Consider the following 14,365-nt stretch of genomic DNA (forward strand, 5'->3'; position numbering starts at 1 on the left):
ATGAAGGCATTCGAACGGGGTATTCCGCTGCAACTGCTGGTTGCCGGGGCCATCATTGCCAGCATGCTGGTGCTGGCGGGCGCGTTGCTGATCCAGGGATACCGCGGTGTGGAAGGCGCGTTGGTGACTGCCGCAGGTGAATCGGCCAGCCAGTTGGGCGCGACCATCAACGAACGTATTCGCCGCCTGATCGACCCGGCGGAAAGCACGCTGCGCCTGCTGACCCATGACCCCATCTCGCAGACCGACAATCTGCCGGCGCGCCTGGATCGACTGCCCATGCTGGTGGAGAACCTGCGCGCGAACCGCACCTTGAGCGCGGTGTACATCGGCTACCCGAACGGCGAGTTCCTGCTGATACGCGCGCTGCGCGTGCCGGAGGTGCGACGCGCGCTGCAGGCGCCGGATGCGGCCAAGTACCTGGTGCAGAGCCAGACGCTCAATGGCCAGGGCGGGCTGCTCGGCGAATGGCGTTTCTATGACAGCGAGCTGCGCCTGCTGCGCGTGCAGGAGCGCCCCGACTACAACTACGACCCCCGTCAGCGGCCCTGGTACAACGAGGCGCGTCTTACCAGCAAGACGGTGCTGACCCAGCCCTACGTGTTCTTCACCACGCGCGAGATCGGCCTCACGCTGGCGCACCGCAGCGTCGACGGCGCCGCGGTGATCGGCATGGATGCCTCGGTCAACGACCTGGGCGGGGAGATGGGCGACCTCCGGCAGACGCCCAAGACCGAGCTGGCGGTGGTGGACGGCAAGGGCACGGTGATCGCCTATCCGGACCTGACCAAGCTGATGATCCATGAAGGCAAGGAGCTACGCCTGGCCACCCTCGCCGAGTTGGAGGTGCCGAGCCTGAGCCAGCTCTACGCCGAAGCGGTGCCCGCGGGGACGCCGGTGTCCTATCGGGTGACGGGCCAGGACTGGTACGGCATCTGGGTGCCGCTGTCGAACTTCACCAGCAATGAGGTAAAGGTGCTGATCGCCATCCCGGCCGTCGAACTGCTGGCCGGCGCGCGGCGATTGCTGTTCAACCAGGCGCTGTGGAGCGGCACCCTGTTGATCGTGCTGTTGCTGATCGGCTGGTACATCGGCCGGCGCATCGCACGGCCGCTGACCGCGCTGGCCGATCAGGTCGGCGCCCTGGCGGCCTTCGATTTCGCCCGGCCGGTAGGGGTGGAGTCGAAGATCGCCGAGGTTCGCGACCTGAGCAGTGTGATGGGGAGCATGTCGCGCACCATCCACAACTTCCAGGCGATCACCTTGACCCTCAGCCGTGAGACGCGCCTGGAAAGCATGCTCGAGGGCGTACTGTCGCGTCTGGTCGAAGCCACTGGCGTGATGGGCGGGGCAGTCTACCTGCTGGACGACGAGGAATGCCGCTTGCGCCTGGCCTGCTCGGTGAACGGTGAGCAGTACCCGCAATCCATGCTTATCGAAGGATTCACCGAGACGGAGCTGGCCGAGCGGGTGGACCTGGCGCTGGCCAATCGCGGGCAGTACCTGGAGGTTTCCCTGCGCAACCGCTCGGACGAGCTGCTGGGTATCCTGGTGCTGCAACTGGCCGAGGAGGGCGCGCACAGCCAGCAGCCGCGCAAGCCGTTCAAGCGCTTCGTCGAGGAGCTCTCCGGCGCCGCCGCCGTGGCCATCGAGACCCGCCAGCTGATCGAAGCCCAGCAGCGCCTGCTGGACGCCATCATCAAGCTGCTGGCCGACGCCATCGACGCCAAGAGCCCCTACACCGGCGGACACTGCGAGCGCGTGCCGCAGCTGGCCGACCTGCTGCTGCAGAAGGTCATCGACTCGCACGATGGCGAGTACGCCAGCTTCACCATGAGCGATGCCGAGCGCTACGAATTCCAGATCGCGGCCTGGCTGCACGACTGCGGCAAGATCACCAGCCCCGAGTATGTGGTGGACAAGGCGACCAAGCTGGAGACCCTGTACAACCGCCTGCACGAGGTGCGCACCCGTTTCGAGGTGATCTGGCGCGACATCGAGCTGGACTACTGGCGCGGCATCGCCGAGGGCAACGACATCGGCCTGCTCGCTGCGCGCCGCGATGCGCTGCATGAATCACTGCGCGATGATTACGCCTTCGTCGCCCAGGCCAACGTTGGCGGCGAGTTCATGAAGGACGAGGACATCGAGCGCCTCAAGCAGATCGGCGAACGCCGCTGGCTGCGCTATTTCGATGACCGCCTGGGCATCTCCCACGACGAGGCCGAGCGGCTTCAGGGCCGACCCGAACGGCCTCTGCCGGCGGAGGAATTCTTGCTGTCCGACAAGCCTGAACACCGGGTGATGTGGGGCGAGCGCAAGCCGCCGGTGGTGAAGGACGACCCGCGCAACATCTGGGGTTTCGACATGCGCCTGCCGCCCTACGCGAGCAACTATGGCGAGCTGTACAACCTGGGCATCCGCCGCGGCACGCTGAACGACGAAGAGCGCTTCAAGATCAACGAGCACATCGTGCAGACGCTGATGATGCTCACCACGCTGCCGCTGCCGCGCCATCTGCGGCGCGTGCCGACCATCGCGGCCAACCACCACGAGAAGATGGATGGCACCGGCTATCCGCGCAAACTCTCCCGCGAGCAGATGAGCATCCCGGAACGGGTAATGGCCATCGCCGATATCTTCGAGGCGCTGACTGCTGCCGACCGCCCCTACAAGGCGCCGAAGACGCTGTCCGAGTCGCTGAAGATCCTCGCCTTCATGGCCCGCGACCAGCACATCGACGCCGACCTGTTCCGCCTGTTCATCAGTCAGGGGGTGTACAAGGAATACGGCGAGCGCTTCCTCCACCCGGAGCAGATGGACGCCGTGGATGTGCGCGCGATCCTGGAAATACTCGATGGGGTAAAGGCGTAGTCCTTCCTGCGGCCTGCTGAAACGCAAACCGCCGGCATCAGCCGGCGGTTTGCGTTTGTGGGGCGAGATCAGCGCTTGGCGAGGTTGGTGGCGTAGCGGTTGATCTGCGGATTCTTTGCCACGGTGCAGCTCTGCCCGGCGAGGAACTGGGAGGTCTTGAGGTAGTCCTGCTGCGGGTAGTAGGCGAACACGTAGCTGCCGTTCTTCACCGTGTCGATCAGTTGCTGCGCCACCTGCGGGCGCACCGCCGGGCAGCCCAGGCTGCGGCCCAGGCGGCCGAGACCGGAGACGACCTTGGGGTCGGCGTAGGCGGCGGCGTGCATGACGATGGCGCGTTCTTCGCTGTTGTCGTTGAAGCCGGGCTCCAGGCCCAGCAGGCGCAGGGAGCGCCCGTGCTTGCCGCTATAGGTCTGGCCGGTCTGGTAGAGGCCGATGGAGGACTGGTAGCTTTCCGGGCGGTTGGAGAAGGAGGTGGCCATGTCATCGCCACTCTTCTTGCCGTGGGCGACCCATTCCTCGAAGAGCAGCTTGCGCTGCTTCAGATCGAAGACCCAGAGGCGCTTGTCGCGCGATGGCTTGGAATAATCGATCACCGTCAGCAGTCGGTTCTGGCCGCCGAGTTGGGTGCTGGCGCACTGCAGCGCGCTGAGCGCCAGGCGCAGGGTTTCGGTGTTGGTCGCGGGCGCGAGGCGGTGCAGCTCCTCGGCCGTGGGCAGGCGGGCGGCGGACACGCTTTGCCAGCTACCGATCGCGAAAAGCGCGGCACTGGCGAGCGAAATCCGGAAGAACCCCCGTAACTTCAAGAAAGTCAGCATGAATACAACATTCCCGTTGAATCGATATGGTTTTTTCTGGGAAACGCCGCATTGTGCGCGATTTTTGATCGATGATGTGGTTGTTTTTTGATCAAGTATGGTTCCGCCTGTCGGTATTTACGAACTTTTCCATGCGGTAAAGCGCCGCGCAGCGCCGGACCTGGGGTGGAGGAAGGCGAAAAAGCCCACCTCGGACAGGCGTCTTGACTCTTTGTGTTTCGAGATTCTTCGGCTGCCCGCACGGCGGCCTTGAGGCCGTCTGTCCGTGGGTGAGTGGCGGCAGTTTGCCGGTGGCAGAAAAGGACGAGTGGAGGGGAACGATGAAGACGCTGTAGGGGAAATCCGGAGCTCGTGGCTGGCGCTACGGACCATCGCGTCACTGCACGCTCTGGTTCTTGACCGGCTTCTGCTCGGCCTTGCGGTCGTTGGTGGTGATCACGGTGAAGTCCGGGTTGCTACGCATGTCGCGGGTGGACGGCAGGTCGGTGATCACCAGGGTGCTGCCCACGTCCATGCTGGCCAGCAGGTTGCGCAGGAATTCGCGGTCCAGGCTGAACTTGCCCAGTTGCTCGGCCGGAGACAGGCCGCGCTGCGGGTCGCTGACCTGAACGCTGGTCCAGCGCAGGTTGGGGTTTTCGCTGTCGATCTCGGCCTGGGTCGGTTTTTCCATGAGGGAGAAGGCGGCGACGCCGGTCTTTTCTTCCGGGTGCTCGAAGGCGACCGGCGCGGTGCCGATCTGCAGCCCGCCGCGGTAGACGTAGAGGCGGCGGTCGGCGCGGCTGACCAGCACGGATACCGGGCCCTTTTCGGCGCCCGGATCGCTCCAGAAGGGCACCACCATGCCGCTGTCGTCATGCGGGCCGGCAGGGCGGCCGTCGCTGACTATGGGGGCGAGCAGGCCGGGGTGGTAGACCTCGACGGGCGAGCTCTTGGCATCGGAGATGATCACCGTGGTGGTGCTGAAACCGGTGACTTCGTAGAGCTTCTTGGCAAAGGCCATGGGCAGGCGGATGCAACCGTGGGAGGCCGGGTAGCCGGGCAGGTTGCCGGCGTGCAGGGCGATGCCGTCCCAGGTCAGGCGCTGCATGTAGGGCATGGGCGCGCTGTTGTAGAGGTCGGAGTGGTACTCGACCTTCTTCTGCAGTATGGAGAACACGCCAGTGGGGGTTTCCTTGCCCTTCTTGCCGGTACTCACCGTGGCTACGCCGATGGCAATGCCGTTGCGGTACACGTAGGCGCGCTGTTCGGTCAGGCTGACCACCAGGGTGACCGGACCCGCCGGGGAGATTTCCGGGTACCAGAGGAACTGGCCGGGCTTGAGTGTCTTTAGCGCTGCCTGCAGGTCCGAGAGCGGTGAGGGCTTGCTCGGATTGGCAAAGGCGACGCTGGCGCTCAGGGCGATCAGCAGGGCAACCGACAGTTTCTTCATTACCTTTCCTTGGATCGCGGGCATGGCAGGGAGCTTAGCCAAGCGGTGACAGCGGCTGCAAACCGCCGGGCTGAACGGTTTGCGTAAGGCTTTTCGGAACGTTTGACGGAGCACGGTATGCAGGAGCGAGCTTGCTCGCGAACCGCCCGGACGCCGTGCTCGCCGGCAAGATTGTTCGCGAGCAAGCTCGCTCCTACACGGTGCAGATCAGCCGAGCTCGGCAATTTCCTGTGGGGTCAGTGCGCGGTATTCACCCGGTTGCAGCGCCGGATCGAGCTGGAGGCTGCCCATGCTCTCGCGATGCAGTCGCGTCACCTTGTTCTGGAAGTGGCCGAACATGCGCTTGACCTGATGGTAGCGGCCTTCGTGCAGGGTCAGGCGCGCGGCGTGCGGGCCGAGGATTTCCAGTTGAGCGGGCAGGGTGGTGAGGTCTTCGAAGGCGAAGTACAGGCCCTGCTCGAAGGTTTCGATGTAGCGCTCCTCGATCGGGGCCTGGGTCTCGACGTAATAAACCTTGGGCAGCTTGCGCCCTGGCAGCGTCATGCGCCGCGACCATTGTCCGTCGTTGGTGATCAGTAGCAGGCCGGTGGTGTTGTAGTCCAGGCGGCCGCCGATATGCAGCTCCTGCTTGTCCGGCTCGTCCAGCAGGTCGAGCACGGTGCGGTGCTCGGCGTCGCAGGTGGCGCTGACACAGCCCGCGGGCTTGTGCAGCATGAAGTAGCGCGCCGGCTTGCCGGCCTGCAGCACGTCATCGTCCAGCTCCACGCGAGAGAACACCCGTACCTCCTGGCGACCATCGCGCGCCACTTGGCCGTCTACGCGCAGACGACCCTCGGCTAGCAATTGGCGGGCTTGCTGGCGGTTGAGGTGAGGCTGGTTGGCGATGAAGCGGTCCAGACGCATCAGTTGTTCCCGGCGTCCTTCAGCCCCGTTGCGCAGCGTGGGCACAGGCAGGCGCGGTCGACCAGCTCCGTCGGGATACGCTGCAGCGCCTCGCGGTCGATGGGCGTGCTGAAGCACCAGCAGCTCTGGCCCTCCAGCGCCGGGTCGGCCTGGGTGCAACGGTTGGACTGACCGCAAAGCGGGCAGCGGCTGGGATCGGGGCGGAAGTCGTTCATGGCCGGGCAGGGCGGAAGATGGGTGATGCGGGCGCACAGGGTGCAGCGCCGACCCGCATCGTGCAAGCGGATTCGGATCGGCGCGGCGGGTACCGGTCAGGGAATCCGGATGCCTTCTATCCAGGGCTCGAGGCGGCGACCGAAGGCGACCTCGGCCACGTATGGCTGGGCGGTTCCATCGGCGCGGACGGGCCGCGAGAGCGCGCGGTCGAGACGCTCCCGCCACAGGTGAGGGACGTTGATGCTGTCGGTGCCGATGGCGCTGGCTGTGCCGCCGAGTGTCCAGACGTGCTGGTAGTAGTTGGAGATCGGCCGCACGCGGCCGTGCACGATCAGGTAGCGCTGGCGGTCGGGGTACTGGGCGCGCAGCGCTTGCAGGTCCAGGCCGACGTCCTTGAGCAGCAGACGCGTATCGGTCTTCTCTTCGCTGTCCAGTTCGCGGCGGATGAAGTCGCGTTCGTCCGCCAGGCGCGCGTTCTGTGGCGCGGCATCGGCTGCTAGGCGGGCTTCTTCGAGGCGCTTGCGCGTCAGTTGCACTTCGCGCTGGTACAGCGGGCCGTCAAGTTCCAGCACCAGCAGGGCGTCGCGCGATTGCTGGCGGCCGAAGCGCGGCGCACTGTCGTCGTCCACCTGAGCGGGCATGGTGAAGCCGAGCTTCTCCATCTTCTGCGCATCAATGGCCGGCAGCCAGCCACGGTTGTGCCGCGTGCTTTCGTCCCGCGTCGGGGTGCGCCAGTGCAAGCGCAGGCTCAGCCCGCTGTTCTCGTTGTGCCAGGAGCTGTTGCGCAGCAGTTCACGCTGGCTCAGGGGCAACAGGCTGTCGGGCTCGCCGGAGCGGTTCCAGGCGGCGCCGCCCAGGGCTACGGCGTTGACGAGCAGGATCAGCCCGACACCGCCGGCCAGGGCATGGGTGCGTGTCCAGTTCATGACGAAGCTCCTCCCAGCAGGCCGTGGGCCCGACGCAGCCGGCGCAGCACCAGCAGGATCAGCACCGCGCACAGGCCCAGCACGAGGAAGAACAGGTACTTGGGCATCACCTGCCACCACCAGTCGAAGAACTTGGTGTAGAGGAAGATCACGAAGAAGGTCAGCCCGCTGTTCACCACCTCCGGCCACTCGCGCCGCGCGCCGAGCCAGATGACCAGCGCCGAGGCGATGAAGCCCAGTACCTGGTAGAGACTCTCCACCTTGGCGGAGGCCATTGCCAGGTAGCTGCCGCTGCCCCAGTTGGCCAGCACCAGCATTGGCAGGAACAGGCCGAGCAGACCGAATATCCGGTAGATCGCGGCGAAGCCGTCGAAGCGGGTCTGCACTAGGAACGAGGGGACGAGGAAGATCAGCAGTGAGGCGGGGAAGAAGTTTTCCGGGCGCTCGCCCACGTCCAGCCAGTACACGCCACTCCAGGTACCGACCCGCGCGGCGACGTAGCCCATCACGCAGATCAGCGCGGCTGCCAGCAGCAAGCGTGCATTGCAGGTGTAGGCGAGCAGCAGGGCGTAGGCGGCCCAGGGCAGCAGGGCTTTGTCGGACGGCGTGATGTTGAAGATCTGCCCGACCATCACGACGTTCAGCACAAAGCAGGCGAAGGCCAGCATGGCGCCGAGCTTGGCGAAGTAGCCGGAGGCGTCGCGGCGTTGCAGAAAGAGCGTCAGCAGCAGGCTGATCAGGGAGGCGGCGATGAGGGTGAATACCTGGGCGGTTTCCGCGAACAGGCCCCAGAACTGGTAGAACAGGAAGAACAGGCTGGCGGCCAGGGCCAGCGCGCCGAGGAAGGAGGCGATGCGCATGCCCAGGGAAAGGCGATGGTCCTGGCTGTCGCGGTCGATATCGAAGCGCGCACGGTAGTCGGCGAGCAGGCGTTGCTGGTGGTCGTGCAGGCGGTCGCGCTGAGCGGCGTCGAGGACGAGAGCACCTTCGTCCTGCAGGCGTCGCAATTCGCGGTCGAAGGCCAGGATATCGTTGACGCGATGCTGCGCCTGCTGGTGGCTGAGGTCGGGCATGACCGGTCCTTGCGGCGGGTGATGCTGGAACTCTAGCGGGTGGCGCGGCGGGGTTCCATGGGTGCGGCAGCAAGACATAGAGCACGTGGCGTTTTCCGCCAGTGAGCAGCATAAGTATTCGGCCGGCCGATCGGTAGGAGCGAGCAAGCTCGCTCCTACCGATGTTACTCAGCTACGGCTTTGCAGCCACGCACGCCAACCGCCGAAGCGGCTGATGTCCTCGGCGCCGTCCAGGCCCCAGGCGTCGCAGATGAAGCCGGTTTCCCAGCTGCCGTCTTCCAGCTGCACCTTGCCCAGCCCCAGCGGCGCCGGGATGCCGGTGAGAAAGGAGCCCAGCTCGGCGCTGGGCAGCTCCCAGACTTCCACCTCGATGGCCACGCCGCCGTCGGTCACGCGCAACATGCCGGGGCGCAGCGGCGGGCCGCCGGCCAGGGCATAGAGCTTGTAGGCCGGCGCGCTGCGAGTGGCGCGCAGCAGGCGGGCGCCGCGCTGGCGCAGTTGCCCGTTCAGCGCCAGGCCGTCGAGGTGCGCACCGCATACCACCAGGCGCGCGCGGTCGTTGCGCGCCGGGTTTGCGGAGGAGGCGGGCGCGACGGCGTTGCCGCCAGCGAGCGGCAGGTTGTGCAGGCGCTGCAGCGCGTCCGCCACACCAAGCAGGTACTGGTCGGTGAAGGCGCGGCCGAACAGCGTTACGCCCCAGGGCAGGCCGTTGCCCATGATTGCGCTGGGCACGGCGACGGCGGCGTAGTCCAGCAGGTTCATGAAGTTGGTGTAGTAGCCCAGGTCGGAATTGCGCTTCACCGGTTCGGCGTGCAGCTCGTCCAGGGTCACCGGCCGGCCGATGGTGGGCGTCAGCACGCAGTCTAGGTCGGCGAGGATCGCGTCGCACTGCGCCTTGAGTTCCTGCAGCCGGTATTGCGCGCGGAAGGCCTGCACGGCGGTGGCGCCGGGCGCCTTGGCCAGCACGTCGCGGATCACCGGCAGCACGGCCTGCGGGTCGCGCTCGATCAGCTCGCCGGCCACGCTGTAGCGCTCGGCCACCCAGGGGCCTTCGTAGAGCAGGCGCGCGGCTTCGAGGAAGGGCGCGAAGTTGATTTCCCGTGGCTCGCCACCGAGTGCTTTGAGCTGGTCGAGGGCATCGGTGAACAGCACCGGGCCTTCGTGGCAGCCGAAGAATTCCAGCTGGTCGGCGCGCGGCACGCCGAAGCGGAAGGGCCGGGGCGCACCGAAAGCGCTGGCATCGTTCCAGGCCGGGTTGGCGCGGCTGTAGCCGTCCTTCGGGTCGAGGCGGGCGGTGAGGGCGAGCAGCTCGCTGGCCTCGGCGGCGCTGGCGGTGAAGTAGGTAATGCAGTCCAGGGTGCGGCAGGCCGGCACCAGGCCGGTGTTGGACAGCAGTCCCTTGCTCGGCTTGAGCCCCAGCAGGCCGTTGAGCGCTGCCGGCACACGGCCGGAGCCGGCGGTGTCGGTACCCAGGGCGAAGCTCGCCACGCCCAGCGCCACGGCCAGCGAGGAACCGGCGCTGGAGCCGCCGGACGGGTACTCGGGCAGCACGCTGTTGCGGCATTCGCCGTAGGGCGAGCGGGTGCCGTTGAGGCCGGTGGCGAACTGGTCGAGGTTGGTCTTGCCCAGCGGGATGGCGCCCAGGTCGATCAGTTGCCGGACCAGCGTCGCCGAGGTTTCCGGTGTGTAGGCGAAGGCCGGGCAGGCGGCGGTGGTGGGGATGCCGGCAAGGTCGATGTTGTCCTTGATGGCGAAGGGGATGCCATAGAGCGGCAGCGCTTCGGGGGACTTGTCGTCCAGCGCGGCGAAGTAGGGCTCCAGTTCTTCCAGGCTGAGCAGGTGGATGAACAGGTGGTAGTCCGGGTTCAGTGCGGCAGCCTTGTCACGCAGTTGGGCGAGCAGCTGGCGCGGCGTGGCGCGGCCTTCGCGGTAGGCGGCGCGCAGGGTGGCGAGGCGGAGGTCGAAGGGGGTGGGCATGGTTGGGGTTCCTGTGCTGGGCGGCTACCCTCTTCCCGGCCCTCTGACTGGGCGTCCCCCATGAAGGGAGAGGGGAAGAGCGCTCTGATGCGAAATCTAACGATGAGTTTTCAGGACGAGTCGGAAGTTGCCTCTCACTCCGAACGGCTCCCTCTCCCGCTTGCGGGAGAGGGCTGGGGAGAGGGGCTCTTGGCTCTGCGCGGACCTGCTCACGCCTCCTCCATCACCACCACCCGCTGCCCGGCGCGCACTGGTGAGCCGGGCTGCACGCGGACTTCGCGCACCACGCCGTCGCGCGGGGCGGTGAGGGGGATTTCCATCTTCATGGATTCGAGGATCACCAGGATGTCGCCGGCCTTCACGCTGGCGCCGGCTTCCACCTGCACTTGCCAGAGGTTGCCGGCGATGTGGCTCTCGATGGCATGCTGGCCGGCGCCGAGCGGAGCGTCCTCGCCGGTGTCGACGGCGGCTTCCTCGCTCTCGAAGTGCGCCTGGCCGGAGGCGATCCAGCGCTCGCGCTCGGCATCGAAGGCGGCACGCTGGTGGCGGCGGAAGGCGGCGATGCTCTCGGCCTCCTCGGCGAGGAACTGCTGGTAGTCGGCGAGGCGCAGTTCGCTGTGCTCGATGCGCAGCGGGTAGCGGCCCAGCGGGAAGTCGCGGCGGATGCGCAGCAGTTCATCCGCCGACACCGGGTAGAAGCGGATCTGGTCGAAGAAGCGCAGCAGCCAGGGCTTGCCGTCGAACGCCGCGACCTCGCGGTAGCGGTTCCACATCTGCAGGGTGCGGCCGACGAACTGGTAGCCGCCGGGGCCCTCCATGCCGTAGACGCACATATACGCGCCGCCGATGCCCACGGAGTTTTCCGCCGTCCAGGTGCGCGCCGGGTTGTACTTGGTGGTGACCAGGCGGTGGCGCGGGTCCAGCGGCGTGGCCACCGGTGCGCCGAGGTAGACGTCGCCCAGGCCCATCACCAGGTAGCTGGCCTCGAACACGGTGCGATACACCGCTTCGAGGTCCGGCAGTTCGTTGATGCGGCGGATGAACTCCAGGTTGCTCGGGCACCAGGGTGCGTCCTTGCGCACGGTGGTCATGTATTTCTCTATGGCCAGTTGGCAGGCCGGATCGTCCCAGGACAGCGGCAGGTGCACGATGCGCGACGGCACCTTGAGGTCACGGGCGGCGCAGACGGCGTCCCAGAGACCGGCGACGGTCTCCAGAAGGCTGTGCAGCGGCAGGGTTTCCGGCTGGTAGTGCACCTGCAGCGAGCGGATGCCGGGCGTGAGGTCGATCACCCCGGCGACTGCCTTGGCTTCCAGCGCCTGCATCAGCGCGTGGGCGCGGAAGCGCAGCACGAGGTCCAGCTCGGGCTGGCCGATTTCCAGCAACAGGTGGGTGTCGCCGGAGAGGCGCGCGACCAGGCGCGTGTCGTCCTGGCCGAGGTCGAGGACGATGGGGGAAGGGAGTTGGGTGCTCGGGCTGCCCTCTCCCCCCGCCCTCTCCCGCAAGCGGGAGAGGGTGCTGTCCGCGTGGCCGGATAGCACGGTAATCGCCGGCAGCTCCGCGCTGCCTCCTCTCCCGGTGGGAGAGGGTTGGGGTGAGGGGAACCCGGCGGCACGGGAGTTGGGTTGATCGGTAGGAGCGAGCTTGCTCGCGAACGCATTCTGCTGGAGGTCCAGGAGCTGGGCGGGTTCGCGAGCAAGGGCCAAGGCGCCCCCCTCGGTCCTACGAAAAGCCGCCAGATTCCGGGCTTCGGAGATGGAGACGGGCACGAACCGCACCTTGTCCCCCGCCTTGAGCTGGCCGAGTTGCCAGAGGTCCGCCTCGATCACCGTCACCGGGCAGACGAAGCCGCCCAGGCTGGGGCCGTCCGGGCCGAGGATCACCGGCATGTCGCCAGTGAAGTCCACCGCGCCGATGGCGTAAGGGTTGTCGTGGATGTTCGACGGGTGCAGGCCGGCCTCGCCGCCGCTTTCGCGCACCCATTCCGGCTTCGGGCCGATCAGGCGCACGCCGGTGCGGCTGGAGTTGAAGTGGACTTCCCAGTCGGTGGCGAAGAAAGTGTCGATATAGGCGGGGGTGAAGTATTCCGGTGCACCGTGGGGGCCGTAGATCACGCGGATCTCGCGCACGAGTGGCAGTTCGGTGCACAGGTGCGACGGCAGGCTCGCGCCGTGGCTGTCGTCGGCCAGCTCCGCGAGATGCAGTACGTCGCCGGCGCGCAGGGCCCGGCCGCCATGGCCGCCGAACTGGCCGAGGGTGAAGGTGCTCTTGCTGCCCAGGTAGTCCGGTACCTGCAGGCCGCCGCGCAGGCACAGGTAGCTGCGCGCGCCGGCGCCGCTGACGGTGCCCAGGCTGAGCGTAGAGCCGGCGGCGATGAACAGCGAGGTGTCCATCGGTTGCTCGACGCCATCCAGGCTGATCGGCAATGTCGCGCCGGTGATGGCCACGACGGCGTCCGTGTTGAAGCGCAGGGTCGGGCCGCTCATGGTGATTTCCAACGCGGCGGCGCCTTCGGGGTTGCCCAGCAGGACGTTGCCCAGGCGCAGCGCGCGGTCGTCCATCGGCCCGGACGGCGGCACGCCGACAGCCCAGTAGCCGAGGCGGCCGGGGTAGTCCTGCACGCTGGTCTGGGTGCCGGCACTGAGTACTTCGAAGGTCTGCGCGCGGTAGCGCAGGCCTTCCAGGCAGCGCGTCCAGGGCGAGCCGCTGGCGAACGGGGCGTCCTTGATGATCTGCCGCAGGTAGTCGCGGTTGCACTCGACGCCGTAAAGCTGGCTCCCGGCGAGCGCACGATCCAGGCCGGCGCTGGCTTGTTCGCGGGTTGGCGCCCAGGCAATGAGCTTGGCGATCATCGGATCGAACCAGGGCGGAATCTCGCAGCCGGCCTCGACCCAGGTGTCGATGCGCAGGGTCTTACCGTCGGCCGCCGGGAACTGCACGGCGGTGAGCAGGCCAGGGCAGGGCTGGAAGTCGCGGCCAGGGTCTTCCGCATAGAGGCGCGCCTGGATGGCGTGGCCGCTGGGTTTCAGCTCGGCAACCAGTTCGGCCAAGGGCGGCAGGTCGCCGGCGGCCAGCTCGATCATCCAGCGCACCAGGTCGACGCCCCAGACTTGCTCTGTGACGCCGTGCTCCACCTGCAGGCGGGTGTTCACTTCGAGGAAGTAGAAGCGCTGCGCCTGGCTGTCGTAGACGAATTCCACGGTGCCGGCGCTGCGGTAGCTGACGGCTTTCGCCAGCTGGATCGCCGCCGCGCACAGGGCTTCGGCCATGCCGGCGGGCAGGTTGGGCGCGGGGGTTTCCTCCAGCACTTTCTGGTTGCGCCGCTGCACCGAGCAATCGCGCACGCCAAGGGCGATCACCTCGCCCTGGCCGTCGCCGAACACCTGCACTTCCAGGTGGCGGGCGCGCTGGATGTACTTCTCGATGAACACGCCCGAGTCGCTGAAGTTGTTCTGCCCGAGGCGCTTCACGGCGTCGAAGGCGTCGCGCAGTTCGGCCGCCGAGCGGCACACGCGCATGCCGATGCCGCCGCCGCCGGCGGTGCTCTTGAGCATCACCGGGTAGCCGACCTGTTCCCCGGCGAGCAGGGCGGCGTCGAGGTCGGGCAGCAGGTCGGTGCCTTCGAGCATCGGCACGCCCTGTTCGCGGGCCAGCGCGCGGGCGGTGTGCTTGAGACCGAACAGGCGCAGCTGCTCCGGCGTCGGGCCGACGAAGGCGATGCCGGCGGCTTCGCAGGCTTCGGCGAAGGCGGCGTTCTCGGAGAGGAAGCCGTAGCCGGGGTGGATGGCCTGGGCGCCGCTGTCGCGGGCGGCGCGGAGAATCTTTTCAACGTCCAGATAGGTGCTGGACGCCGGCCCCTCACCGAGGCTGATGGCATGGTCGGCCTGCTGGATGTGCAGGCTGGCGGCGTCGGCTTCGGCGTACACGGCCACGCCTTCTACTTGCAGCTCACGAAGGGTGCGCAGGATGCGGCAGGCGATGGCGCCGCGGTTGGCGATGAGTAGTTTGTCGAACATGGAGGTTTCCCCATGCGGGACAGGTCGTCCTGTCGAATTCGTATCTGGCGGTGGCCGTCCACCGCCGGGGCCTGGGCCCTGCTGCGTATTGTTCCCTCTCCCTTCAGGGGGAGGGCTGGGGAGAAGGGCCCTTGCT

The 14,365-nt window shown here is 67.2% G+C and carries 9 protein-coding genes; 1 reads left to right on the forward strand and 8 read right to left on the reverse strand.

Features of this window, described 5'->3' with window-relative positions; genetic code table 11:
- A complete protein-coding gene (locus C167_RS0116735; RefSeq protein ID WP_017519436.1) occupies nucleotides 1–2,874 on the forward strand; it encodes an HD domain-containing phosphohydrolase in 2,874 nt (957 codons plus the stop codon).
- 68 nt (nucleotides 2,875–2,942) lie between these two features.
- Here C167_RS0116735 and C167_RS0116740 read toward each other — a convergent pair whose 3' ends face one another.
- From C167_RS0116740 to C167_RS0116775, 8 genes are all read right to left on the reverse strand, one after another.
- Nucleotides 2,943–3,689, reverse strand: coding sequence for a murein L,D-transpeptidase catalytic domain family protein (locus C167_RS0116740; RefSeq protein WP_017519437.1), 747 nt, complete (start codon nucleotides 3,687–3,689; stop codon nucleotides 2,943–2,945).
- 376 nt (nucleotides 3,690–4,065) lie between these two features.
- Nucleotides 4,066–5,118, reverse strand: a complete 1,053-nt coding sequence (locus C167_RS0116745) for a L,D-transpeptidase (protein WP_017519438.1) — start codon at nucleotides 5,116–5,118, stop codon at nucleotides 4,066–4,068.
- Nucleotides 5,119–5,325: 207 nt separating this feature from the next.
- Nucleotides 5,326–6,021: a pseudouridine synthase gene (locus C167_RS0116750; RefSeq protein WP_017519439.1), complete on the reverse strand. Its 696-nt coding sequence runs from the start codon at nucleotides 6,019–6,021 to the stop codon at nucleotides 5,326–5,328.
- Complete coding sequence (locus tag C167_RS0116755; RefSeq protein WP_026079115.1) at nucleotides 6,021–6,236, reverse strand: cysteine-rich CWC family protein; 216 nt, start codon at nucleotides 6,234–6,236, stop codon at nucleotides 6,021–6,023. The genes C167_RS0116750 and C167_RS0116755 overlap by 1 nt, the downstream gene beginning before the upstream one ends.
- Nucleotides 6,237–6,332: 96 nt before the next feature.
- Entirely contained in the window at nucleotides 6,333–7,163 is an 831-nt protein-coding gene (locus C167_RS0116760) for a DUF4824 family protein (RefSeq protein ID WP_017519441.1), read from the reverse strand.
- Nucleotides 7,160–8,236, reverse strand: coding sequence for a DUF2157 domain-containing protein (locus C167_RS0116765; RefSeq protein WP_017519442.1), 1,077 nt, complete (start codon nucleotides 8,234–8,236; stop codon nucleotides 7,160–7,162). Before C167_RS0116765 ends, C167_RS0116760 begins: the two co-directional genes overlap by 4 nt.
- Nucleotides 8,237–8,404: 168 nt before the next feature.
- On the reverse strand, nucleotides 8,405–10,213 hold the full coding sequence (atzF, locus tag C167_RS0116770) for an allophanate hydrolase (RefSeq protein WP_017519443.1): 1,809 nt from the start codon (nucleotides 10,211–10,213) through the stop codon (nucleotides 8,405–8,407).
- 209 nt (nucleotides 10,214–10,422) lie between these two features.
- Nucleotides 10,423–14,229: a 5-oxoprolinase/urea amidolyase family protein gene (locus tag C167_RS0116775; protein ID WP_017519444.1), complete on the reverse strand. Its 3,807-nt coding sequence runs from the start codon at nucleotides 14,227–14,229 to the stop codon at nucleotides 10,423–10,425.
- Nucleotides 14,230–14,365: the final 136 nt, after the last annotated feature.

It is taken from the genome of Pseudomonas nitroreducens TX1 (assembly GCF_000313755.1).
Lineage (GTDB): Bacteria > Pseudomonadota > Gammaproteobacteria > Pseudomonadales > Pseudomonadaceae > Pseudomonas > Pseudomonas nitroreducens_A.

Bases quoted from the DNA above. Each gene is read 5' to 3' on its own strand.
- C167_RS0116735 (WP_017519436.1), top strand. From the start codon at position 1: ATGAAGGCATTCGAACGGGGTATTCCGCTGCAACTGCTGGTTGCCGGG.
- C167_RS0116740 (WP_017519437.1), bottom strand. From the start codon at position 3,689: ATGCTGACTTTCTTGAAGTTACGGGGGTTCTTCCGGATTTCGCTCGCC.
- C167_RS0116745 (WP_017519438.1), bottom strand. From the start codon at position 5,118: ATGAAGAAACTGTCGGTTGCCCTGCTGATCGCCCTGAGCGCCAGCGTC.
- C167_RS0116750 (WP_017519439.1), bottom strand. From the start codon at position 6,021: ATGCGTCTGGACCGCTTCATCGCCAACCAGCCTCACCTCAACCGCCAG.
- C167_RS0116755 (WP_026079115.1), bottom strand. From the start codon at position 6,236: ATGAACGACTTCCGCCCCGATCCCAGCCGCTGCCCGCTTTGCGGTCAG.
- C167_RS0116760 (WP_017519441.1), bottom strand. From the start codon at position 7,163: ATGAACTGGACACGCACCCATGCCCTGGCCGGCGGTGTCGGGCTGATC.
- C167_RS0116765 (WP_017519442.1), bottom strand. From the start codon at position 8,236: ATGCCCGACCTCAGCCACCAGCAGGCGCAGCATCGCGTCAACGATATC.
- atzF (WP_017519443.1), bottom strand. From the start codon at position 10,213: ATGCCCACCCCCTTCGACCTCCGCCTCGCCACCCTGCGCGCCGCCTAC.
- C167_RS0116775 (WP_017519444.1), bottom strand. From the start codon at position 14,229: ATGTTCGACAAACTACTCATCGCCAACCGCGGCGCCATCGCCTGCCGC.